Origin of the sequence: Vibrio sp. FE10 (assembly GCF_030297155.1) — a bacterium.
In the GTDB taxonomy this organism is placed as follows: domain Bacteria; phylum Pseudomonadota; class Gammaproteobacteria; order Enterobacterales; family Vibrionaceae; genus Vibrio; species Vibrio apostichopi.
This window is the reverse complement of the sequence record NZ_AP028067.1, coordinates 3,106,302-3,128,033: the sequence shown is the minus strand read 5'-3', so window position 1 is coordinate 3,128,033 and position 21,732 is coordinate 3,106,302. Positions and strand designations below refer to the sequence as shown.

The following is a 21,732-nucleotide window of genomic DNA, read 5'->3' as shown; positions in this document are numbered from 1 at the left end:
TTGATTCAACAAGAGGAGTTAGATGTTCTTAACTTCTAAACCTGCAAGTTGGTGCCAGTAACCGTTGCATTGACGGCTTTCAATGGTCATCGGTTTTTGACCATGCTCATTGGCTTTGAAGTTGTTGATCTCAGAGAAGGTATCGATACCTAACGGGCTTAAACGAACCACGTCGACCAAATCATGCATGCTCGGCAAGTCATTGACTAGGTTGTAGCAGTAACCCGATTGGGTTTGGATGCCGTTAAGGTTAAAGACCGACTGACCTTCTTGGCTATCGACTTGCAGACCTGTTGGATATTTGATGCAGCAGGTTTCGCAATCGTCTTTGGCTTTGTTTTCAGCGCGAGCGGTAAAGCAGCGTGCTGAGTAAGCAAGCGGTAAGTAGCCGTGGCTAAACACTTCGACTTCGAACTTATTACGAATATTAAGCTCTTCGCATTGTGTCATGACGTTGCTCAGCCATTCACGAGAAAGCTCAACGGGCATACACCAGCGCGTCATACCTTGCTTCAAGAACAGGTTCAGCGTGCGTGCATTGTAGGTGTTAACCGCAGGGCCAACCACGAAAGGTACTTTGCTTTCGCTGGCTAGTTGAATGGCAGATACATCGTTGGCTTCAATCGCAAAGTCACCATTGTCGATGTACTTCTTCATGATGTTGACTTCGCTTGGCGCTTCCAACAAGGCCATCGTCGATAGCACCACTTGCTTACCAGAAGCTGACAGCTCTTTGGCAATATCCATCCAGTGCTTGGCTTTCATCTCACGGCGTTTTGAACACACCGCTTCACCAAGGTAGATGATGTCGGCAGAGCTAGACTTTGCTTGCTCATAGAAGCTTTCAACGTCCTGTTTTGGCCAAAAGTAGAGTAGAGGGCCTAATGCGTATTTCATTGAGTTCTCCATTTGGCGCTATTGCCATTTACGGTGGTAAGCACCAAGGGTGGTTTGTGTGCCTTCGGATACATTCGCCAGTGTCGCATTCCAAGCTTGTTCTACTTGGTATTGTTCTGGGTTCGCTAAGTAGCGATCAATGGCCGCACGCCACGTACGAGTCACTTGTTCAACATAAGCCGGGCTGCGTTGGCGGCCTTCAATCTTCACAGAAGCAACATTTGCAGCAAAAAGCTCTGGCAGCATTGATAGCGTGTTAAGGCTAGTTGGCTCTTCAAGTGCATGGTAGCGCTTACGTTCACCATCGATGTCCGCTTCAAAACGACCCTTACACAGTGTTGGGTAGCCCGCGTTTTCGCCTGCTACGTACTTGTCGATAAGAATCTCATTCAAGCGCGACTCTAGTCCTGTTTCTGTTTCTTGCCAGCGTACATATTTCGCCGGAGAACAAGCGCCCACCGTGTTAGGGGATTCACCTGTCATGTATGAAGAGAGGTAGCAACGGCCCTCAGCCATGATGCACAAACTACCGAAAGCGAATACTTCAAGGTCAACGTCAGAGGTGATGTTACGAGAAAGCTGTTTGACCTGATGAATCGACAATACGCGGGGTAATACCACACGTTTTACATTGAAGTTCTTGTGATAGAAGTCGATTGCAGCCGCATTGGTCGCAGAAGCTTGAACTGATAGGTGTAGTTCTAGATCTGGGTATTTATTTGCAGCGTATTCAAGAACCGCAATATCCGCGATGATCAGCGCATCAACACCTAGCGCTGCCGCGTTGTCTACGGCATTGGTCCAACGTTCGAAACCATTTGGGTGAGCAAAAGTATTTAAGGCAACGTGAATTTTCTTGTTGCGGTCATGCACGTATTGCACGGCACGATCGAGCTTTTTACCCGCAAAGTTAAGGCCTGCAAAGTGTCGGGCATTGGTATCGTCTTTGAATCCGATATAGACAGCATCCGCACCGCAATCAATGGCGGTTTTCAAAGCAGGTAAGTTACCCGCTGGGCATAAGAGTTCCATTTGCTCACTACCAGTAGAATGAAATTGAAGCGGGCATTTTATGAAGAATTATGAATGACGGAATTGATGTAAGGCAGGTTTAGATGGATAAATCTGCTTTTACTCCGTTTGAGGTACTGACGAGTGGTGCTTTTGTGCTTTGAGTCGTTTTCGGTTAGCGAATCTTTATGGTTTGGCTTATTTACATCACGAAGCCAGTCGTATTGATTCGCTAGTTTTTGTGGCGGCGGTTTTGTGCGAACAGCTCTTCAACATCTTGTTTCGGTTGTGGTCGATAGAAGTGGAACCCTTGAATGGAACTACAGTTGAGATTCGATAGCAGAGTTGCTTGCTCACTGGTTTCGACACCTTCTGCAACCACAGTTAAATCGAGAGATTTACCCAGGTTGATGATGTTTTCGATTACGGTGATTTGCTTTGGTAGCGTATCGATATCAGAGATAAACGCACGGTCAATTTTGAGCTCGTCAATCGGGAAGCGAGCTAGGTAAGACAGCGATGAATAGCCTGTACCAAAGTCATCGATGGATAAGGCGAATCCTAATTTCTTGATAGCGTTGAGCATCTGCAGTGTGTGCTCACTGTCACTCATCACAGCACTTTCTGTCAGCTCAAAAGTAATTGCGCTTGGATCAAGCTCTGTTGAACGGAGTAATTTCTCAACGTAATCAATCAGTTTCGGGTTACCAAACTGTTCTGGAGACAAGTTGATAGCCACTCGACCTGGCAGGATACCTTGCATCTTCCAACGCTTAACTGTCGCAAATACTTCACGCATCACCACACGACCAAGTTGTTCGATAAGACCAGCACGTTCCGCAACTGGGATGAATGCGGCAGGGCTAATGTAACCTTCAACAGGGTGCTTCCAACGAACCAGAGCTTCTGCGCCGTTGATGGTGAAATCACGGGCATTCACCTTTGGCTGATACCAAACCTCGAGTCCATTTTGTTGTAATGCCTTCTGAAGCTCTATCTCAAGCCACAGTCGCATACGCGCTTCTTTGTTCATCTGCTCGTTGAACTTAATCAGACGATTACGCCCACGATCTTTGGCTTCATACATCGCGGTATCAGCGTTTTGCAGCAGGATACGAGCATCAGTACCATCTTGAGGAAAGCTCACGCTACCAATAGAACAGGCTAGACGTTTACTGAAATGGTGAAGGTCGAAGGGTTGATTGATCAGAGCAATGATCTTTTCAGATAAGGCTTCAGGTGTTCGTTGATGTTCCGGTTCTGGCAGGATGATACCAAACTCATCTCCACCAAGGTGGCCAACAACCGCTTGGCGAGGCAGTAGGCGTTTTAGGCGAGATGCGACTTCTTTGATGACCTTATCACCGATGTGGTGACCCAGAGAGTCATTGATATTCTTGAAGTTATCAATGTCTAAGTAGAGCATTACAACGGGTGTATTGTTATGAATGAATTGCTCAAGGCGCTTAGTAAATCCTACTCGATTGTAGAGTTTGGTGAGCGCATCAATATAGGCATCTTCACTGTTTGCCGGAGTAAACTGTTTTGCTGTTTCCTGTGCATCTTGGATGAGGACTAATTGTGTACTGTTTCCTAGCACGGCGGTCGAATCGATATGAAGTTGAACCTTACGTTCAAAGCCACATCGAGCCCCAGTTAAACAAACCAAACCTGACTCAGAAATAATAGAACTCAGGCTATTGTTGAAGACAGTTTTGGTTTGTTCATCGATAAACAGACGGCCCAGCTCTTCACCTAGTAACTCTGAAGGTGAGTTGAAACCAAGTAATCTTGCTGCGGCAGGGTTAGATGACAAGATGTAGTCGTTCTCAACCAAAAGTAGCCCGTCTGGCAGCAGTTGAGAAAGCTTGTGGAACTTCGCTTCAGATTCTTCCAGAGAGCGAACGAGGACTTGATTTTCTGAGGTGTCAAAGGCGTGAAATACGATGTAATCGGTTTTGTTGCCGCTAGTGAGGGGAGCAAGACTGAAGTGAAGGCTAGTGTCGAGGTCAGTCTCGTTGAGAGTGACTTCTGCTTCAATCGCTTCACCATTGAATGCACGCTCATAATAGGGCTTTAGGTGTTGATAGAATTGCTCGCCTAAGGTTTGGCGATCATTCATGCCTGCAAGCTCAGTTTGAGTTAAACCAGCAATATCACAGTAACGCTCATTCACCATAAGGTAATTATGTTGAGCATCAAGAACTGCAAAAAAGAACGGGCTGTTCGCAGTTAACTGAGTAAACCAATGTTGTAGTTGCTGGGGAGGCATCAAAGTACTACCAATTCTCCAAGAGCTTGAATATTCACTATAGATAAATACTTATTACTTGTGTGTAATTGTCGGTATCTACCTGTGAGCGCAGCGATTCGCTGTAATTCTCATTACCTGAGTTACTATAACTGTGATTTTCAGGATATTAAAGGTCGAGTATCAAAGAGGAGTAAATTTGATACATAACAGTAACTGAGTTTTTAACATCATTTATGATGCATTCCATATTATTGACAAAGTTACGGATAAGTCACGTGATAAACAAGATTCGCACTCAACTAGTTCAAAATGCCGCATCAATTTTGCGATCTCCAGTCCAGTTATTGCCTAAAACAGTACAAAAAAGAGCCTTATTGGAGGCGCTGAAAAGTGTATTCAAAGAAGCTCTAGAAGACGGTGACTTTGAGTTCCTTGAAGATAAGTGGCTTAAAGTTTCGATCAAAGATATGGGATTAAGTTGGTGTATTAGCTACCAAAATGAGCAACTAGTTGTAGCTGATAAAGAGGTTTCTGAAGATGTAAGCTTTAGCGGTAACCTTAATGATCTTGTGCTTATTGCAGGGCGTAAAGAAGACCCAGATACGCTTTTTTTCCAACGTAGACTGTCGATTGAGGGCGATACTGAGCTTGGTTTAGAAGTCAAAAACTTGATGGATAGCGTAGATTTGGACTTATTGCCGACTCCGATGAAAACTTTGTTAAATCAATTAGCTGATTTTGTGCAGAAGGGAGTACAATCCCCAGATACACAAAGTGAGGTAATGAATGCTTATTCGAACTGAAGCACCGGCAGATATACTTGTCATTGATCGTTTATTGAAATCTGTTTTTGAAACGGATGCAGAAGCTAATTTGGTTATGAGCTTACGTGAGAATAGTCATTTAACCTTGTCGCTGGTGGCTTGTTCAGATGACGGCGAGGTGGTTGGTCACCTGATGTTCAGCCCTGTGACGCTTGATGGCGAAGACCACAACTGGCAAGGCTTGGCTCCTTTAGCGGTAAAAGCAGAGTGCAGAAACCAAGGCATCGCAAAATCTTTGGTTGAAGAAGCCTTCTCTACTTTGGTGGATTTTGGTTACCCAGCCTGTGTTGTGCTCGGTGATCCTGCTTACTACGGTCGTTTTGGTTTTAAAGCCGCAAGTGAGTTTGGCTTTAGCTGCATTTGGGATGTACCTGAAGGTGCCTTCCAAGCTATCGAGTTAGTCGACGGCGTACTTGCTGGCCATTCGGGTAAGATTGCCTACAGCCCAGAGTTTAACGACTTATAGGCCTTATTCACTAAGCAATATGATGCAAACTGAATTAGTCTAAATAAAGGAGCTTGATGCTCCTTTATTTTTTGTTAGTATCAGCCCCAATGAGCTCCTTTTCAGCTCGCTCTAACAAGACCAATATCAACAAACCTAAGGTTACACCGCTAGATATGTCACAAACACACGCGCAATACCTGCAAGAGATGGGCATCAGCCAATGGGAGCTTAGCCACCCAGAGCGTTTGGCTGGCTACGAATCTGAATTGATTCCGCTATCGAGCGACTGCAAGTTACTATTGGTTTCGCCTGAAAAACCTCAGGAAGATCTCGCCGTGATGTTTGAACGCGTACTTAAAAGTATCAAGCTCGACTTATCTCAGGCTTTACACCTTCAACCCCAACATTTGTCTGCTGTGGATTTGGGTTCGGTTGAATGGATCTGGTTTGCTGGTTGTGAATCTGCCTATGAACTGAAGGCAAAAACACTTCAATCTCCATTACTGTCTGACATTAACGGTAATAACCAACATCGCCGCGACTTATGGCAACAAATTTGTGCTTATGACTAATCAATTATTACCGACTTCAGAACAACACCTCGACGCTATTTGGCAAATTGAGCAGACTGCGCATTCTCATCCTTGGTCTGAAAATATGATCCGTGATCTTAATAGCCGTGGAGGCAGCCACCGTGTTCTTGAGGTAGATGGAGAGGTTGTCGGCTATTTCTATGCTCAGAACATTGTCGGTGAAGTGACTTTGCTGACGATAGCGGTTGACCCAAAGCAGCAAGGTAAAGGCTACGGCAAAGCTTTGGTTGAGCACTTTCTTGATATGTGTGAACAGGCTGATGCTGAAAGTGCTTGGCTGGAAGTTCGCGAAAGTAATGTGCATGCGTTTAATCTTTACGAGAAAGCTGGCTTTAATGAAGTCGATCGCCGTCGTAACTATTACCCAACCAAGCAAGGTAATGAAGATGCGATCATTATGAGCTATCTTTTCATGGCCTTTAGCTAATCATATTATGTCTTTTAGTTAACCCCGATTAGCTAACTACAGAATCTGCGATAAATAGGGTGTAAACTGACCCTTTAGAAAGTGACACGCTTTCTGTATAATCCGCACACAGAATTCAAGGGCAAGTATTATCTACTTGCCCTTTTTACGCTTTAGATCAGCAAAGGGCGACTATGTCTTTCCAACAAGAAGTGAGCAAACGTAGAACGTTTGCAATTATCTCTCACCCGGATGCGGGTAAAACCACGATTACTGAAAAAGTTCTTTTATTCGGAAACGCGATTCAAAAAGCGGGTACCGTAAAAGGCCGTGGCTCTAACCAGCACGCTAAATCTGACTGGATGGAGATGGAAAAAGAACGTGGTATCTCGGTAACTACGTCGGTAATGCAATTCCCATACAACGATTGCTTAGTAAACCTACTCGATACTCCAGGACACGAAGATTTCTCGGAAGATACGTACCGTACACTAACTGCGGTTGACTCTTGTTTGATGGTTATCGATGCTGCGAAAGGTGTCGAGGATCGTACTCGTAAACTGATGGAAGTAACGCGTCTACGTGATACACCAATCGTAACGTTTATGAACAAACTTGACCGTGATGTTCGTGACCCAATGGAAGTGCTAGATGAAGTGGAAAGCGAGCTAGGTATGGCTTGTGCTCCAATCTCTTGGCCTATCGGTTGTGGTAAAGAGTTTAAAGGCGTTTACCACATTCACCGTGATGAAACGATCTTGTATGAATCTGGCCACGGCCATGAGATCCAAGAAGTTCGTATCATCAAAGGTCTGGATAACCCTGAACTAGACGAAGCTGTTGGTGAAGATCTGGCGAGCAGCGTTCGTGAAGAGCTTGAATTGGTTATTGGCGCATGTCCTGAATTTGATCATGAACTGTTCCTTGCTGGCGAGTTGACTCCTGTTTACTTCGGTACTGCATTGGGTAACTTCGGTGTTGACCACATGCTTGACGGCCTAACTCGATGGGCTCCAGCACCTCAAACACGTCAAGCAAATGAGCGTGATGTTGAAGCGACTGAAGAGAAGTTCTCTGGTTTCGTCTTTAAGATCCAAGCAAACATGGATCCAAAACACCGTGACCGTATCGCATTCATGCGTATCGTATCGGGTACTTACGACCAAGGTATGAAGATGAACCATGTTCGTACGGGTAAGAACGTGAGTATCTCAGATGCGGTAACCTTCATGGCGGGTGACCGTGCGCGTGCTGAAAAAGCATACGCAGGTGACATCATTGGTCTGCATAACCACGGCACAATCCAGATTGGCGATACCTTTACTCAAGGCGAAAGCTTGAAGTTTGCGGGTATTCCTAACTTTGCGCCTGAGCTATTCCGTCGTATTCGTTTGCGCGATCCACTGAAGCAAAAGCAGCTTCTAAAAGGCTTAGTTCAGCTTTCTGAAGAGGGTGCGGTTCAAGTATTCCGTCCTTTGCAAAATAACGATCTGATCGTTGGTGCTGTTGGTGTACTTCAGTTTGATGTGGTTGTAGCGCGCTTGAAAGCGGAATACAACGTTGAAGCGATTTACGAAGGTGTGAACGTTGCAACAGCACGTTGGGTTGAATGTGATGACGCTAAGAAACTAGAAGAATTCAAACGTAAGAGCCAAGCTAACCTAGCGTTAGATGGTGGTGATAACCTGTCTTACATTGCACCAACCATGGTTAATTTGAACCTAGCTTCTGAACGTTTCCCAGAAGTTCAATTCCGAGCGACGCGCGAGCACTAATTTCTCCGCGCTCTATTCGAGTTAAACAAAAACGTCTATTGTTCTGCAATAGACGTTTTTTTATACGTGTTATTTGAATTCAGAAGCTTGAGGAAAGTATGTTCAGTTGGATAAAAGCTTGGATTAAGAAATACGATAAGTGGTGCGAAGAGCTTGGCTTAACGCCTGAGAATAAGCGCAGCTGCGTGCCTCATCGCCGTGATCCTCAAGGACAACAAGCAGAGAGTGGGGAAGATGACACCAGAATTAAGTGATTTTCCGCTGTTTGATACCCATTGCCACGCAGACTTTGATGCCTTTGAGCAAGGTATTGCACTTGATAAAGGTATTGAAGGTTACGTTAAAGAGGCGAAACAAGCGCAAGTTGAGAAGCTTCTTATTCCTTCTATTGGCCAGAGTAATTGGAAAAAACTCGACAAAATCGCTCAATCTCACCCTAATGTTTACTATGCCTTGGGCTTCCATCCTTACTTTTTAGAGCAAGCGGAGGATGAGAAATTTTCGGAACTTCGCCAATTACTCTCTTCAAAAAACAGCCAATGTGTTGCGATAGGAGAGTGCGGGCTCGACTTTTTTGTTGATGTAGATAGAGGCAAGCAAGAGCGTTTTTTCATCCAACAAATGGAACTCGCGAAGGCATTTGAACTGCCGTTAATCATCCATGAAAGGAAGTCTTACAACCGACTTATTGAGCTAATAAAGCAGCACAAATTCACTTTGGGTGGCGTGATTCACGGCTTTTCGGGGAGTGAGCAGCAGGCTTTAGCGTGGATCAAGCTCGGTTTCTATATTGGGGTCGGTGGAACGATAACTTACCCAAGAGCGCAAAAAACGCGCACAACCATCGCTAAATTGCCCCTTGAATGCTTGGTGTTGGAAACGGATGCTCCCGACATGCCTGTGTACGGGAACCAAGGAAATGTTAATCATTCCAAATATTTAGTTACGATATTAAATGAACTTATTCTGCTTAGAAATGAGACAAAGCAATCGGTTGCAGCGCAAATATGGCAAAATAGCCATCGCGCATTCGGTATATGTGAATAAAATCGAAGGTTTTTGTTTATCGTTTGCGTAAATTGCATTGAGCTTGTGATTTAGCTCACATTTGCGTGTGAATGGTACATGAATCTTGTACGAAAGTGTGAGGATGGCATTACTTTATTAGTGGTCGCATGAGTATAATTGCCTCCGCTTTATAGCCCCATTTTGTAACACGCCAATAAATAACTAATAAGGAAGTCATAAACTATGAGCCTGTTTATGAGCCTCGTCGGAATGGTTGCACTGATTGCAATCGCAGTACTACTATCTGACAACCGCAAAGCTATTAATCTAAGAACAGTGGGTGGCGCTTTCGCTATCCAATTCGCACTTGGTGCATTCGTACTTTACATCCCTTGGGGTCGTGATCTGCTTGCAGGTTTCTCTGCTGGTGTAGCAAACGTGATCGACTACGGTAAAGACGGTACTGGTTTCCTATTCGGCAGCCTAGTTAACTTCTCAGTTGACGGTATCGGTTTCATCTTTGCTTTCCAAGTACTACCAACTCTGATTTTCTTCTCTGCACTTATCTCTGTACTTTACTACATTGGTGTAATGCAAATTGTAATCAAAGTTCTTGGTGGTGGTCTTCAGAAAGCTCTAGGTACTTCTCGCGCCGAGTCTATGTCTGCAGCAGCAAACATTTTCGTTGGTCAAACAGAAGCACCTCTAGTTGTTCGTCCTTTTGTTCCTAAAATGACTAACTCTGAACTATTCGCAGTAATGTGTGGTGGTTTGGCTTCTGTAGCTGGTGGTGTACTAGCAGGTTACGCATCTATGGGTGTACCTCTAGAGTACCTAGTTGCAGCGTCATTCATGGCAGCACCTGGTGGTCTACTATTCGCTAAAATCATCAAGCCTGAAACAGATACGCCAGACGATAACATCGCTGACGAAATGGACGGTGGCGATGACAAACCAGCTAACGTTATCGACGCAGCAGCAGGTGGCGCATCAGTTGGTCTACAACTAGCTCTTAACGTTGGTGCAATGCTACTAGCATTCATCGGTCTAATTGCTCTAATCAACGGTATCCTTGGTGGCATCGGTGGTTGGTTCGGTATGGAACACCTAACTCTAGAACTTCTTCTAGGTTGGATCTTCGCACCGCTAGCATTCATCATTGGTGTTCCATGGGAAGAAGCAACTATCGCTGGTTCTTTTATTGGTCAGAAGACAGTTGTTAACGAATTCGTTGCATACCTAAACTTCGTACCATACATCGGTGAGAACGCTCAAATCGTTGAAGCGACTGGCCAAGTAATGTCTGTTAAGACTCAAGCAATTATCTCGTTCGCTCTATGTGGTTTCGCAAACCTTTCTTCAATTGCGATTCTTCTAGGTGGTCTAGGTGGTATTGCACCAAGCCGTCGCCACGACATCGCTCGTATGGGTGTTAAAGCGGTTATTGCTGGTACTCTATCTAACCTGATGGCAGCAACAATTGCTGGCTTCTTCCTGTCTTTCTAATCAGTTAGAAATCGATATATAGACGCCATAATAATATCGCCCCGTAGCAAGAAATTGCTGCGGGGCTTTTTTGTTTTTAGGCCCCGTGATTTTTGCAAGAGCATGAACATATGCTCGAAGTCGAAAATGGGTCTAGAATGTTTTTTTGAGATACAAACCGTTTGCGTTCTAAGGAGCACTACAATTTATTGATGGATACCTATAATGTATAAGCTTAAGGGATAGGATGTCTCTGTTGGCAAGAAAGTAACCGCTTGGATTTATCTAAAGGTTATTCTTCTGGGATTTAGCCAAACTTAGCGATACGCTATAGATGTTAGACACAACATGACTGATTTGTTGTGCCATAGACCAAACTGGTACTGTGCGGTGACAAGGATTGCAATTGGTAGCGAAAGTTATCAAGTCTTCAGGGAACCAAGTCCGTTCATTTGTGGCTACTGAGCATTACTAAATATCCATCTATACTGGATGGAAGGCGAAGTAGTTAACTATTTGAATATATTGATCGGAGATAGAAATGAGCGATTTAAAAGCAGCAGCTCTACGTGCACTTAAACTTATGGACCTAACGACGCTAAATGACGACGATACTACTGAAAAAGTAGTGGCGCTTTGTCATGACGCGAAGACTGCAGTTGGCAACACCGCTGCAATCTGTATTTACCCTCGCTTTATCCCAGCCGCTAAGAAAGCGTTGCGTGAGCAAGGTACTCCAGAAGTACGCATTGCGACTGTAACTAACTTCCCTCATGGTAATGACGACATCGAAATTGCTGTTGCAGAAACAAAAGCAGCGGTAGCGTACGGCGCAGACGAAGTTGACGTAGTATTCCCATACCGTGCTCTTATTGCTGGCAACGAAGAAGTTGGCTTTGAGCTAGTTAAACAATGTAAAGCAGCTTGTGGTGATATCACGCTTAAAGTGATCATCGAAACAGGTGAGCTTAAAGAAGAAGCACTGATCAAGAAAGCTTCTCAAATCTGTATCGAAGCGGGTGCAGATTTCATCAAGACTTCAACAGGTAAAGTGCCAGTAAACGCGACTCCTGAGTTCGCACGCATGATGCTTGAAGTTATTCGTGACATGGGCGTTGCTAAAACAGTTGGTTTCAAACCAGCTGGTGGTGTTCGTACAGCTGAAGATGCTCAAGCTTACCTAGCAATGGCTGATGAGCTACTAGGCGCTGAGTGGGCAGACAACATGCACTACCGTTTTGGTGCTTCAAGCCTACTGACTAACCTTCTTAATACATTAGAAGTGACAGACGAAACTGCTGATCCAGCAGCATACTAATTTACTCGTCATATTTGACGCCGCAGCGTTGTTGCCTGCGCAAGTTCCTCCTAATCACATAGAGCTTCTATGCTCATAGGAATGAACTTCGATTTTCTTTCAAGAGAATAGCCGCCTAACTGCAACGCCAAATATTTAGAGTATTGATAACAATTAAGTCTGTTTGATGGAGTGGCGTTAAGTCACTCCATATTACCTCTTTCCCTACACACCATACTCACTAGAGTTTGGGAGGCACTAATGTATCTACCTCAAGAAATTATTCGCAGAAAACGTGATAACGAAGTACTGACCACAGAAGAAATTAACTTCTTCATCCAAGGCGTCGCTAAAAACACGGTTTCTGAAGGCCAAATTGCTGCATTCGCAATGGCTATCTTTTTTAATGAAATGACGATGCCAGAACGTATCGCACTAACATGTGCAATGCGTGATTCAGGCATGGTGATTGATTGGAGCCACATGAACTTTGATGGCCCAATCGTTGATAAACACTCTACTGGTGGTGTTGGGGACGTAACTTCTCTGATGCTTGGCCCTATGGTGGCAGCATGTGGCGGTTTCGTTCCAATGATCTCTGGTCGTGGTTTAGGCCACACTGGCGGTACGCTAGATAAACTAGAATCTATCCCTGGTTACAACATTACACCAACCAACGATGTGTTCGGTGCCGTAACCAAAGAAGCTGGCGTGGCGATCATCGGTCAAACGGGCGATCTAGCACCGGCTGATAAGCGCGTTTACGCGACTCGTGATATCACAGCAACAGTAGATAACATCTCGCTAATCACAGCTTCAATCCTATCTAAGAAACTGGCTGCTGGCCTTGATTCTCTAGTGATGGACGTAAAAGTAGGTTCAGGCGCATTCATGCCAACGTATGAAGCATCTGAAGAGTTAGCAAAATCTATCGTGGCCGTAGCAAACGGTGCAGGCACTAAAACAACAGCAATCCTAACGGACATGAACCAAGTTCTGGCTTCTTCAGCGGGTAACGCAGTCGAAGTACGTGAAGCGGTTCAATTCCTAACAGGCGAATACCGTAATCCACGTTTGTTGGAAATCACACTAGCGTCGTGTGCGGAAATGTTGGTGCTGGGTAACCTAGCAAAAGATTCAGATGAAGCGCGTGAAAAACTGATGGCAGTACTGGATAACGGTAAAGCAGCAGAGTGCTTCGGTAAGATGGTAGCGGGCCTTGGTGGTCCAGCAGATTTCGTAACGAACTACGATAACTACCTAGAAAAAGCAGAAATTGTTAAACCAGTGTACGCACTCGAAAGCGGTGTAGTATCAGCGATGGATACGCGTGCAATTGGTATGGCTGTAGTTGGTATGGGCGGTGGTCGCCGCGTAGCAACAGACAGCATTGATTACGCAGTCGGTTTTGATAGCTTCATTCGCCTTGGCGAAGTAGCAAGCGACGATAAACCATTAGCAATGATTCATGCTCGCAATGAACAACAGTGGCAAGAAGCTGCAACGGCATTACAAAATGCAATCACTGTGGGCGGAGAATATACAGCAACGCCAGATGTTTACCGTCAGATTCGTTCTGAAGACGTGTAAATAACAGGTATCGGTATACCTCGCGTATACCGATAAACAGAGTTCTGGTGCAAAGAGCAATAAGTTGGTGAAGAAAATGAAAAGAGCATTTATTTTAGTTTTAGATTCATTCGGTATCGGTGAAACAGCGGATGCAGATACATTTGGCGATGTAGGTTCGGATACTATGGGTCACATTGCTGACCATTGTGAGCAAGGCCTTGCAGACAACGCGGATCGTGAAGGTCCACTAACGCTGCCAAACCTGTCTAAGCTAGGTTTAGCTATGGCTCACAAAGAGTCTACAGGTCGTTTTGCTCCTGGTATGGATGCAGACGCTGAGATCATTGGCGCTTACGGTCATGCTGCTGAGCTGTCTTCTGGTAAAGACACGCCATCAGGTCACTGGGAAATCGCAGGTGTACCGGTATTGTTTGACTGGGGCTACTTCACCGACAAAGAGAACAGCTTTCCAAAAGAACTGACTGATCGCATCCTTGAGCGTGCTGGTTTATCTGACTTTTTAGGTAACTGCCACTCATCGGGTACAGAAATCCTAGATAACCTAGGTGAAGAACATATGAAGACTGGGCTGCCAATCTTCTACACGTCTGCAGACTCTGTTTTCCAGATCGCATGTCATGAAGAGACATTCGGTCTACAAAACCTATTAGACCTTTGTCAGATTGCTCGTGAAGAGCTAGCTGATTACAACATTGGTCGTGTTATCGCTCGTCCGTTTATTGGTGCTGGTAAAGGTCAATTCGAACGTACTGGTAACCGTCGCGATCTTTCTGTTGAGCCGCCAGCGGCGACTGTTCTTCAGAAGCTGGTTGATGAGAAGGGCGGCAACGTTCACTCAATTGGTAAGATCTCTGATATCTACGCAGGTTGTGGTATCACTCAGAAAACCAAAGCAACAGGTATCCCAGCACTATTTGAAGCAACTAAAGAAGCGATCACTGAAGCGGGCGACAACACTATCGTGTTCACTAACTTCGTTGATTTCGACTCAGCTTACGGCCACCGCCGTGATGTTGCTGGTTACGCAGCGGCGCTTGAGTACTTCGATGGTCGCATCAATGAAATTATCGATATGATGAAAGAAGATGACGTGCTTATCCTGACAGCAGACCACGGTTGTGACCCAACATGGCCGGGTTCAGACCATACTCGTGAGCATATCCCTGTGATTGTTTACGGTAACAAGGTTCCAGCAGGCTCTCTAGGCCGTCGTGATACCTTCGCTGATATCGGTCAAAGCTTAGCGTCATACTTCGGCACATCGCCAATGGGATATGGTACAAGCTTTTTATAATAGTTAACTAGAGAGAGGGAAACCTCTCTCTTCTTTTTTGTTTTGAGATTAAGGATATTTTCAATGGCTACTCCACATATTAATGCTGAAATGGGTGATTTCGCTGACGTAGTTCTAATGCCAGGCGATCCGCTACGTGCTAAATTCATTGCTGAAACCTTCTTAGAAGAAGTGGTTCAGGTGTGTGATGTTCGTAATATGTTTGGTTACACCGGTACTTACAAAGGTCGTAAGGTGTCGGTAATGGGGCACGGCATGGGCATCCCATCTTGTTCTATTTACGCGACTGAGCTGATCAAAGACTTTGGTGTGAAAAAGATCATTCGTGTCGGTAGTTGTGGTGCAGTGAGTGAAGATATCAAAGTACGCGATGTAGTTATCGGCATGGGTGCGTGTACCGACTCAAAAGTGAACCGTATTCGCTTTAAAGGTCATGATTTCGCGGCTATCGCAGATTACAAAATGGTGCGTGCGGCAGAAGAGGCAGCTAAAGCTCGTGGTGTAGACGTCAAAGTCGGCAACCTTTTCTCTGCTGAACTGTTTTACACGCCAGATCCTGACATGTTCGAAGTGATGGATAAATACGGCATTGTCGGCGTAGAGATGGAAGCGGCCGGTATCTACGGTGTTTGTGCCGAATACGGCGCAAAAGCTCTGACGATTTGTACTGTTTCGGATCACATCAAAACAGGTGAGCAAACCACATCAGATGAACGTCAAACGACCTTCAACGACATGATGGTTATTGCACTCGATTCTGTGCTTCTTGGTGATCAAGAGTAAGAGTTGCTTTGTGGTTTAGGTCGTTTCTAGCTCTCAAATAAACATAGCTAGCCAAACCAACAGATAACAAAAAGCCCCGTCGCTGCTTGAGCGTCGGGGCTTTTTATTGGTAATGATTTATTACTGAGTGCTATTTCTTGGATTCTGAAGGCTATGTGATTTCAATCGAAATAAATCATGTTACCTAATCCGAGGTTTTTATTTCATGATTCCAAGGTCAAAAGCCCAAGGCACGATGCACGAGTTTATGAGCTTACATTTTTAAGCAGTAAGTTCTCACCCGACTTAGTTTGTCGTCTGCGAATCAACATGATGAATAACACACCACTGACGAAGCCCATCAAGACCATACCGATCATGTAACGATCACTCTTGCGATAATGGTGATCAGAAATCGCCGTCATTTTACCTGTTTCAAAGGTCACTCGAATAAAGCCGATGATGGTTTTTTCTGGCGAGTAGATAGGTTCAACTAACTGCTGCCTGCCGATACTTGCTGTTGAAAGTGGCGTGTCTAAGCCAAGAACCTCGCGTACCGAGAGTGCTTTTTCGCTTGAAGCCAGTCGAATCCCCTCTGCATCATAGATAGTGGTATCGAATACCAGTCGATCTTGAGAAAGCTGATTGGTTAGCTCAAGCAGCCGTTCTTGATCTTGTTGCGTGATCGCTTTGCTGGCCGAAAGTGAGGCCTGCGAGATAAGTAATTTAGTCAGCGTTTCTAGCTGCTTTGCTTGGATCTTCTCGTTACCTTTACTGATCACGACTGTATTTTTAATCGTTACAACGAACATAGTAGCCAGCAAAATGAGGGCTAGCATTCGTAAAGCGTTACGTATTGAGAACAATGATTCATTCATGTTTCACGAAGCCTGAAATAAACAAATGTTATGATTAAGACATATTGAGACTTGCGTTTTCAAATTGCAATAGGTTAACGTTTAGCATAGTTAATTAGGAATCATACACATGGACGCTCAGAAATATCTGCCGATTAAAAGGCATACAACATTATTAACTCGACTCCCCGAGACTCGTTTTGCTTCTCAACTCGCTAAAGCCAAAGCCAACTGGATTATATTTGGCGAGTACTTGTCTCCTCAATCTTTTGATGACATCGACTTTTTCACAGGCACTTACAACACCATTCTTGATACGTGGAAAGTTGGGCATTATGAAGTGGCGTTGATGTCTGGAAATTTAACCCCAGCGCACGAAGAAATTCTCCAGGCCTTAAAGCTTGATTATGCTTGCCTTAGCGAGGTCCCAGACTTATCTAAGCCAGGTTTGATTGTAATGGATATGGATTCCACAGCGATTCAGATTGAATGTATTGATGAAATAGCAAAGCTAGCAGGTGTTGGAGAGTTAGTCTCTGAGATCACGGAACGAGCGATGCAAGGTGAACTCGATTTTGAACAGAGCTTACGCCAGCGAGTAGGCGCGCTTAAAGGTGCTGATGAAGCTATCTTAGAACAGGTTCGTCAATCACTGCCTTTTATGCCTGACTTAGTAGAACTCGTGAACACACTGAATAAGCTGGGTTGGAAAACGGCGATTGCTTCTGGTGGCTTCACATACTTCTCTGATTATTTAAAAGATACGCTTGATCTTGACCATGCTCAGTCAAATACTCTCGAAATCGTTAACGGCAAACTGACAGGTGAAGTGTTAGGTGATGTTGTTTCGGCGCAAACTAAAGCGGATATCTTGGTAGAACTTGCTGAAGAGTATGAACTGGAACTGCACAACACGGTTGCTGTTGGTGATGGTGCCAATGATTTGGTGATGATGCGATCTGCAGGCTTAGGTATTGCCTACCATGCGAAGCCGAAAGTAGAGCAAGAAGCTCAAACCGCTGTGCGTTACGCAGGTTTAGGTGGCGTGCTGTGTATCTTGTCTGGCGTATTAGCTAAGCAGCAAAAAATCAGCTGGCAAGCGAAGCCTTAGTCATATTCGGTAAGCGCTAAACAAAAACGTATTTACAACGGATACAAAAAAGCAGGCGATGAGCCTGCTTTTTCTATTTTTGTCTCTGGAATATCGATGACCTAGATCGATAGTCCAGAGGCTTGGATTAGCGAGTCAGCTCTAATCGAATCAACACTTCATCAGTAATATCTTCTATCTCGCCATAGCCTATAAAAGCGGTAATCTCGTTCTCTAACTTTTTCGCTTGATGCATACTGATTCGAGACAACTCTTCTAAGTCTGACTGGAACAAGCTGGTCAAAGGGTTGAAGATTGGCGCTGTCGTAACTCGCAATACATACACATCACCTAAGTGCTGTGCCTTCTTAATGAATAAGATGCGTTCTTTTGCAGATGCGAAATCTTTGACCAATTTAGTGTGAACGGATTGGATCTTGTCGCCAAATTTAACCGCAGCAATGTACACATCATGATGCTTAGGCTCAGCACCTTGAATCTTTTTCAAAGGCTCCGCTAATAGCGAATTAGAGTGGCCTTTGAAAATCGGTTCCAGTGAAAACTTTTGGTTGTGACCAAGCTTAGCGAGCAGTGCTAGATGCTTATTCAGTGGGAAGTTCACACCAATGATCTTACAACGCAGTGTTGAACTTGGTTTATCAATGAATATTGGGTTACTGACCATCTTGCTCAACAGAATATTATGCAGAGATTCAAGGAGCGAGTGGGTTGGCAATATCTCTTGTTTCTTAACCAGTTTGCTTTGGTTTTGATCGATCAGGCCATTTAAGAATGCGATGGTACGCATTGTTTTGGCGTTCTCAGCGATAACCAATTGCACATTACGACCGTTGGGGCTCACTCGAATAACATGATAAGGAACCGTACTGAGCGGTAACTTTTTGTCATAGAGTTGCAGCTCATTGAAGTTCACCAACACAGGGTCATTAATCTTCAAAACCATTGGGTGTTCAAGGGTAACGCTAAGACCACGTTTAGAAATGTCTAAGGTGTTTCCATTTGCAGCCGCTCCGTCTTGAGAGGTCAGTTGTAGCGGCGATTTAAATTGGTATCTCGGTTCTTTACGGCGAGTTTGAGAATCAAAGTAGATACTCTGAATATTACCCACTACTGCGCGTGGATGACGAAAGCGATTCAGTTCACTGCTTGGAATACGTGGTTTTTCACTCAATAAGTAATCGGCTGCACTTTCGTGGTCGCCAATTTCTTGCAAGATGCCACAGTGCGTCAATTGTGCTGAGCTTTGAGCCAGCGTATCTGAGTGTTTCGCTAATGCTTGTCTTTCGGTATCCGATAGTTCGAATACCGAGAACTTAAACGCTTTCCAACTGCTGCGTTTGCCACCTATGTGCCAAAACAACTGTCTTTGTTCACGAGAGGCTTCGGGTAGCATCATTGAATAGAACAAAGTCTTATTTTGATGCTCATGAGTAAACGAATAGATGACGTTACTTGTGCCTTTAACGCCAGGCTTAGCAAGCAGGTTCATTCGTTGTTCGTTAAACAGAGTCCCGAGCGCTTGCTGGTTTCGTTCATCGTGCCAGTATTGCCACAATGGATGGTTGTTATCGGTTAGCAATGCCAGTTTAAGTTCGCTACCACTGAAGAACAGCGGAAGGTTACAGGTGTGCTTGAGATAGGTATGTTCGATGCCTCGAGTACGAGTTCGAATAAACCGGTCTTGATTCTCGTGACTGGTTTTCTTGCTAGAGCTATTCAAAGATTCATCAAGCAAGCGAGCAACGAGGCTTGAATCGCTAATCTTGATCGTTCTCAGGAACTTAACAGCATTATTTTCGTAAGATTCGTCAATGCCCAGCACTCGAAATTCCACGATGTCGTTTCTGTCTGTTTCCAAAGACTTCTCAACAAGCTCTGTGAATTTTACTTCGATGATTTCGCCAAGGTTATATCTAAAGGCACTTGGTACTTTGAATTTGGCACCTGAAGGAGAAATGTCGACTGTCACACCGTGTAGGCTTTGGCCTTTGGATGTGGTGATCTCAACCTGAGAACTGATCTTGAGTCGGTTTTCTTGACGTTTTAGGTCATAACCAAGGTTGATAGCCTCGGCTTCATAAGGGCTATTCGCACTGGTGATGTCGTTGTTGTCTTGGGAGGACGTTTTAACAATATTACGAAGCGGTTGAGTTCGCGGGGTCATGACTAGCTCCCACGTGCCTTCGGTATAGCCTTTAAACTTTTTGGTACCACGCTGATACGCATTTAACGCAATGTCATCAAGCCAGTGCTTACGTCCATCGAGCGTAAACTGACGGCACTCATTATCAATACGTCCGCGTAAATCAATGCTCTTTGTACACGGAGCCATGATACGATTCAGTTCCATTTTAACGAGCAATTTCAGAGACGGGGATTCACCTTCTGTCATTTGAGAAAGAAGGAAGTCGAAATCCTCAGCGTGATAGGCTGGGATGAGTCGCTCTGCTACAGATAGAATTTCAGATTGCTGCATACTTTTCTTGTTAGAATGGACGGTACGTTTATGTTATCGACTAGTTTAAATCGATCTTTAAGTATAAGTGGTATGACTGCAACTTTTATTTTCACCCGTACGGTCAAATAAGTCACAAATTGACAACATCATTGTGTAACTGAGTAAATTATTGAGGTTTTATGGCTAAGGCAAAACGAGCATATGTGTGTAATGACTGTGGTGCTGACTTTCCACGTTGGCAAGGACAGTGCAATGCATGTGGTGCTTGGAACACGATTACCGAAGTTAGGTTAGCTGCTTCACCTCAAGTTGCGCGTAATGAACGACTCAGTGGTGGTTACGCGGGTGGCGCAACGGAATCTTCGGTTCAAACTCTCTCTGAGATTGATCTACAAGAAGTACCTCGTTTTAGTAGCGGCTTTAAAGAGCTCGACCGCGTACTTGGTGGCGGTGTCGTTCCTGGCGCTGCGATTCTGATCGGTGGTAATCCCGGTGCCGGTAAATCAACCCTGTTACTGCAGACCATGTGTCAGCTTTCTTCGCAATTACCGACTCTCTATGTCACTGGGGAAGAATCCTTACAGCAGGTAGCGATGCGTGCCTCTCGGTTGGGCTTACCAAAAGAGCACTTAAAAATGCTCTCTGAAACCAACGTAGACAAAATCTGCCAGGTCGCCGAGAAAGAGCAACCTAAGATAATGGTTATCGACTCGATCCAAGTTATGCATGTCGCTGATGTTCAATCATCGCCAGGCAGTGTTGCTCAAGTTCGTGAGTCAGCAACCGCACTAACGCGCTATGCGAAACAGAATAACGTTGCTGTGTTCTTAGTTGGACATGTAACTAAAGACGGTACACTGGCTGGCCCCAAGGTACTTGAACACATTATTGACTGTTCTGTTCTATTGGATGGCGGAACTGATAGCCGCTTTAGAACGCTGCGCAGTCACAAGAACCGTTTTGGTGCGGTCAATGAATTGGGGGTGTTTGCAATGACAGGCCAAGGCCTTAAAGAAGTCAGCAATCCATCTGCTATTTTCTTGTCTCGCGGCGAAGAAGAAACATCAGGCAGTTCAGTGATGGTGGTATGGGAAGGGACGCGTCCACTTCTTGTTGAAATCCAAGCGCTGGTGGACTATTCGCAGCTGGCAAACCCGCGTCGTGTCGCGGTTGGTCTTGAGCAAAATCGACTGTCATTGTTATTAGCTGTGCTGCATAAACACGGCGGCTTACAAATGGCTGACCAAGATGTGTTTGTGAATGTCGTCGGTGGTGTTAAAGTAACCGAAACTAGCGCAGATCTAGCATTAGTGATGGCGTTACTTTCTAGCTTTAGAGACCGAGCACTACCGAAAGATGTGGTTGTGTTTGGTGAAGTAGGCCTTGCGGGTGAGATTCGACCAGTACCAAGTGGACAAGAGCGTTTGAATGAAGCGTTTAAGCACGGTTTTAAGCGGGCGATAGTACCTGCTGCGAACATGCCTAAAGGCGGCATTCCTGGAATGCAGATCCACGGGGTCAAAAAATTATCAGAGGCAATTAATGCTTTTGATGAGTTGTAATTGAGCTCACTTCAGCTACTCTATACAGCAGAAAATCAGTCTAACTTGAACGCTAATTGCGCTTTAGGTTAGCACTAAACCTAACAATCATTTAGAT

At 44.8% G+C, this 21,732-nt stretch carries 19 protein-coding genes; 14 read left to right on the top strand and 5 right to left on the bottom strand.

What is annotated here, in order from left to right:
- Positions 1-18 precede the first annotated feature (18 nt).
- The 3 genes from QUF19_RS13875 to QUF19_RS13865 form a co-directional block, all read right to left on the bottom strand.
- Positions 19-897, bottom strand: a complete 879-nt coding sequence (locus QUF19_RS13875) for a U32 family peptidase (protein ID WP_198595884.1) — start codon at positions 895-897, stop codon at positions 19-21.
- 18 nt (positions 898-915) lie between these two features.
- A complete protein-coding gene (ubiU, locus tag QUF19_RS13870; protein ID WP_016784927.1) occupies positions 916-1,929 on the bottom strand; it encodes a ubiquinone anaerobic biosynthesis protein UbiU in 1,014 nt (337 codons plus the stop codon).
- A gap of 211 nt (positions 1,930-2,140) precedes the next feature.
- Positions 2,141-4,180 (bottom strand): bifunctional diguanylate cyclase/phosphodiesterase, encoded by a 2,040-nt coding sequence (locus QUF19_RS13865; RefSeq protein WP_286294685.1) that lies wholly within the window; start codon positions 4,178-4,180, stop codon positions 2,141-2,143.
- Between the two features lie 257 nt (positions 4,181-4,437).
- Between QUF19_RS13865 and ubiT the strand changes: the two genes are divergently transcribed.
- The 12 genes from ubiT to deoD all read left to right on the top strand — a co-directional run bounded on the left by ubiT (position 4,438) and on the right by deoD (position 15,668).
- Positions 4,438-4,965 carry a ubiquinone anaerobic biosynthesis accessory factor UbiT gene (ubiT, locus tag QUF19_RS13860; protein WP_065103009.1) on the top strand — a complete coding sequence of 176 codons (528 nt, stop codon included), beginning with the start codon at positions 4,438-4,440 and terminating at the stop codon, positions 4,963-4,965.
- Positions 4,949-5,452: a GNAT family N-acetyltransferase gene (locus QUF19_RS13855; protein ID WP_017106950.1), complete on the top strand. Its 504-nt coding sequence runs from the start codon at positions 4,949-4,951 to the stop codon at positions 5,450-5,452. Before ubiT ends, QUF19_RS13855 begins: the two co-directional genes overlap by 17 nt.
- Positions 5,453-5,607: 155 nt before the next feature.
- A complete protein-coding gene (locus QUF19_RS13850; protein ID WP_102437813.1) occupies positions 5,608-6,006 on the top strand; it encodes a DNA polymerase III subunit psi in 399 nt (132 codons plus the stop codon).
- A complete protein-coding gene (gene rimI / locus QUF19_RS13845) occupies positions 5,999-6,454 on the top strand; it encodes a ribosomal protein S18-alanine N-acetyltransferase (RefSeq protein WP_286294684.1) in 456 nt (151 codons plus the stop codon). The genes QUF19_RS13850 and rimI overlap by 8 nt, the downstream gene beginning before the upstream one ends.
- A 173-nt stretch (positions 6,455-6,627) precedes the next feature.
- The gene (prfC, locus tag QUF19_RS13840; RefSeq protein ID WP_012604694.1) at positions 6,628-8,208 is read left to right on the top strand and encodes a peptide chain release factor 3; all 1,581 of its coding nucleotides are present in this window, start codon (positions 6,628-6,630) and stop codon (positions 8,206-8,208) included.
- 98 nt (positions 8,209-8,306) lie between these two features.
- Complete coding sequence (locus QUF19_RS13835) at positions 8,307-8,462, top strand: DUF5363 family protein (protein WP_286294683.1); 156 nt, start codon at positions 8,307-8,309, stop codon at positions 8,460-8,462.
- Entirely contained in the window at positions 8,443-9,255 is an 813-nt protein-coding gene (locus QUF19_RS13830) for a TatD family hydrolase (protein WP_286294681.1), read from the top strand. Before QUF19_RS13835 ends, QUF19_RS13830 begins: the two co-directional genes overlap by 20 nt.
- 204 nt (positions 9,256-9,459) lie before the next feature.
- On the top strand, positions 9,460-10,722 hold the full coding sequence (locus tag QUF19_RS13825) for a NupC/NupG family nucleoside CNT transporter (protein WP_017108773.1): 1,263 nt from the start codon (positions 9,460-9,462) through the stop codon (positions 10,720-10,722).
- 520 nt (positions 10,723-11,242) lie between these two features.
- Entirely contained in the window at positions 11,243-12,019 is a 777-nt protein-coding gene (gene deoC, locus QUF19_RS13820; protein ID WP_017080007.1) for a deoxyribose-phosphate aldolase, read from the top strand.
- Positions 12,020-12,259: 240 nt separating this feature from the next.
- Positions 12,260-13,588, top strand: coding sequence for a thymidine phosphorylase (deoA, locus tag QUF19_RS13815; RefSeq protein ID WP_029225893.1), 1,329 nt, complete (start codon positions 12,260-12,262; stop codon positions 13,586-13,588).
- A 76-nt stretch (positions 13,589-13,664) separates the two neighbouring features.
- Positions 13,665-14,885: a phosphopentomutase gene (locus QUF19_RS13810; protein ID WP_286294678.1), complete on the top strand. Its 1,221-nt coding sequence runs from the start codon at positions 13,665-13,667 to the stop codon at positions 14,883-14,885.
- A gap of 63 nt (positions 14,886-14,948) precedes the next feature.
- Complete coding sequence (deoD, locus tag QUF19_RS13805) at positions 14,949-15,668, top strand: purine-nucleoside phosphorylase (RefSeq protein WP_286294677.1); 720 nt, start codon at positions 14,949-14,951, stop codon at positions 15,666-15,668.
- A 245-nt stretch (positions 15,669-15,913) separates the two neighbouring features.
- On the opposite strand, the gene QUF19_RS13800 is transcribed toward deoD, so the two are convergent.
- On the bottom strand, positions 15,914-16,525 hold the full coding sequence (locus tag QUF19_RS13800; RefSeq protein WP_286294676.1) for a YtjB family periplasmic protein: 612 nt from the start codon (positions 16,523-16,525) through the stop codon (positions 15,914-15,916).
- 109 nt (positions 16,526-16,634) lie between these two features.
- Here QUF19_RS13800 and serB point away from each other — a divergent pair, with 109 nt between their 5' ends.
- A complete protein-coding gene (gene serB, locus QUF19_RS13795; RefSeq protein WP_286294675.1) occupies positions 16,635-17,615 on the top strand; it encodes a phosphoserine phosphatase in 981 nt (326 codons plus the stop codon).
- 127 nt (positions 17,616-17,742) lie between these two features.
- On the opposite strand, the gene QUF19_RS13790 is transcribed toward serB, so the two are convergent.
- Entirely contained in the window at positions 17,743-20,091 is a 2,349-nt protein-coding gene (locus tag QUF19_RS13790) for a PilZ domain-containing protein (RefSeq protein ID WP_286294674.1), read from the bottom strand.
- A gap of 161 nt (positions 20,092-20,252) precedes the next feature.
- On the opposite strand from QUF19_RS13790, the gene radA reads away from it, so the two are divergent.
- The gene (gene radA, locus QUF19_RS13785) at positions 20,253-21,635 is read left to right on the top strand and encodes a DNA repair protein RadA (RefSeq protein ID WP_102437794.1); all 1,383 of its coding nucleotides are present in this window, start codon (positions 20,253-20,255) and stop codon (positions 21,633-21,635) included.
- Positions 21,636-21,732 lie beyond the last annotated feature (97 nt).

Coding starts and splice junctions, on each gene's coding strand:
- QUF19_RS13875 (WP_198595884.1), bottom strand. CDS start 897: ATGAAATACGCATTAGGCCCTCTACTCTACTTTTGGCCAAAACAGGAC.
- ubiU (WP_016784927.1), bottom strand. CDS start 1,929: ATGGAACTCTTATGCCCAGCGGGTAACTTACCTGCTTTGAAAACCGCC.
- QUF19_RS13865 (WP_286294685.1), bottom strand. CDS start 4,180: ATGCCTCCCCAGCAACTACAACATTGGTTTACTCAGTTAACTGCGAAC.
- QUF19_RS13855 (WP_017106950.1), top strand. CDS start 4,949: ATGCTTATTCGAACTGAAGCACCGGCAGATATACTTGTCATTGATCGT.
- QUF19_RS13850 (WP_102437813.1), top strand. CDS start 5,608: ATGTCACAAACACACGCGCAATACCTGCAAGAGATGGGCATCAGCCAA.
- rimI (WP_286294684.1), top strand. CDS start 5,999: ATGACTAATCAATTATTACCGACTTCAGAACAACACCTCGACGCTATT.
- prfC (WP_012604694.1), top strand. CDS start 6,628: ATGTCTTTCCAACAAGAAGTGAGCAAACGTAGAACGTTTGCAATTATC.
- QUF19_RS13835 (WP_286294683.1), top strand. CDS start 8,307: ATGTTCAGTTGGATAAAAGCTTGGATTAAGAAATACGATAAGTGGTGC.
- QUF19_RS13830 (WP_286294681.1), top strand. CDS start 8,443: ATGACACCAGAATTAAGTGATTTTCCGCTGTTTGATACCCATTGCCAC.
- QUF19_RS13825 (WP_017108773.1), top strand. CDS start 9,460: ATGAGCCTGTTTATGAGCCTCGTCGGAATGGTTGCACTGATTGCAATC.
- deoC (WP_017080007.1), top strand. CDS start 11,243: ATGAGCGATTTAAAAGCAGCAGCTCTACGTGCACTTAAACTTATGGAC.
- deoA (WP_029225893.1), top strand. CDS start 12,260: ATGTATCTACCTCAAGAAATTATTCGCAGAAAACGTGATAACGAAGTA.
- QUF19_RS13810 (WP_286294678.1), top strand. CDS start 13,665: ATGAAAAGAGCATTTATTTTAGTTTTAGATTCATTCGGTATCGGTGAA.
- deoD (WP_286294677.1), top strand. CDS start 14,949: ATGGCTACTCCACATATTAATGCTGAAATGGGTGATTTCGCTGACGTA.
- QUF19_RS13800 (WP_286294676.1), bottom strand. CDS start 16,525: ATGAATGAATCATTGTTCTCAATACGTAACGCTTTACGAATGCTAGCC.
- serB (WP_286294675.1), top strand. CDS start 16,635: ATGGACGCTCAGAAATATCTGCCGATTAAAAGGCATACAACATTATTA.
- QUF19_RS13790 (WP_286294674.1), bottom strand. CDS start 20,091: ATGCAGCAATCTGAAATTCTATCTGTAGCAGAGCGACTCATCCCAGCC.
- radA (WP_102437794.1), top strand. CDS start 20,253: ATGGCTAAGGCAAAACGAGCATATGTGTGTAATGACTGTGGTGCTGAC.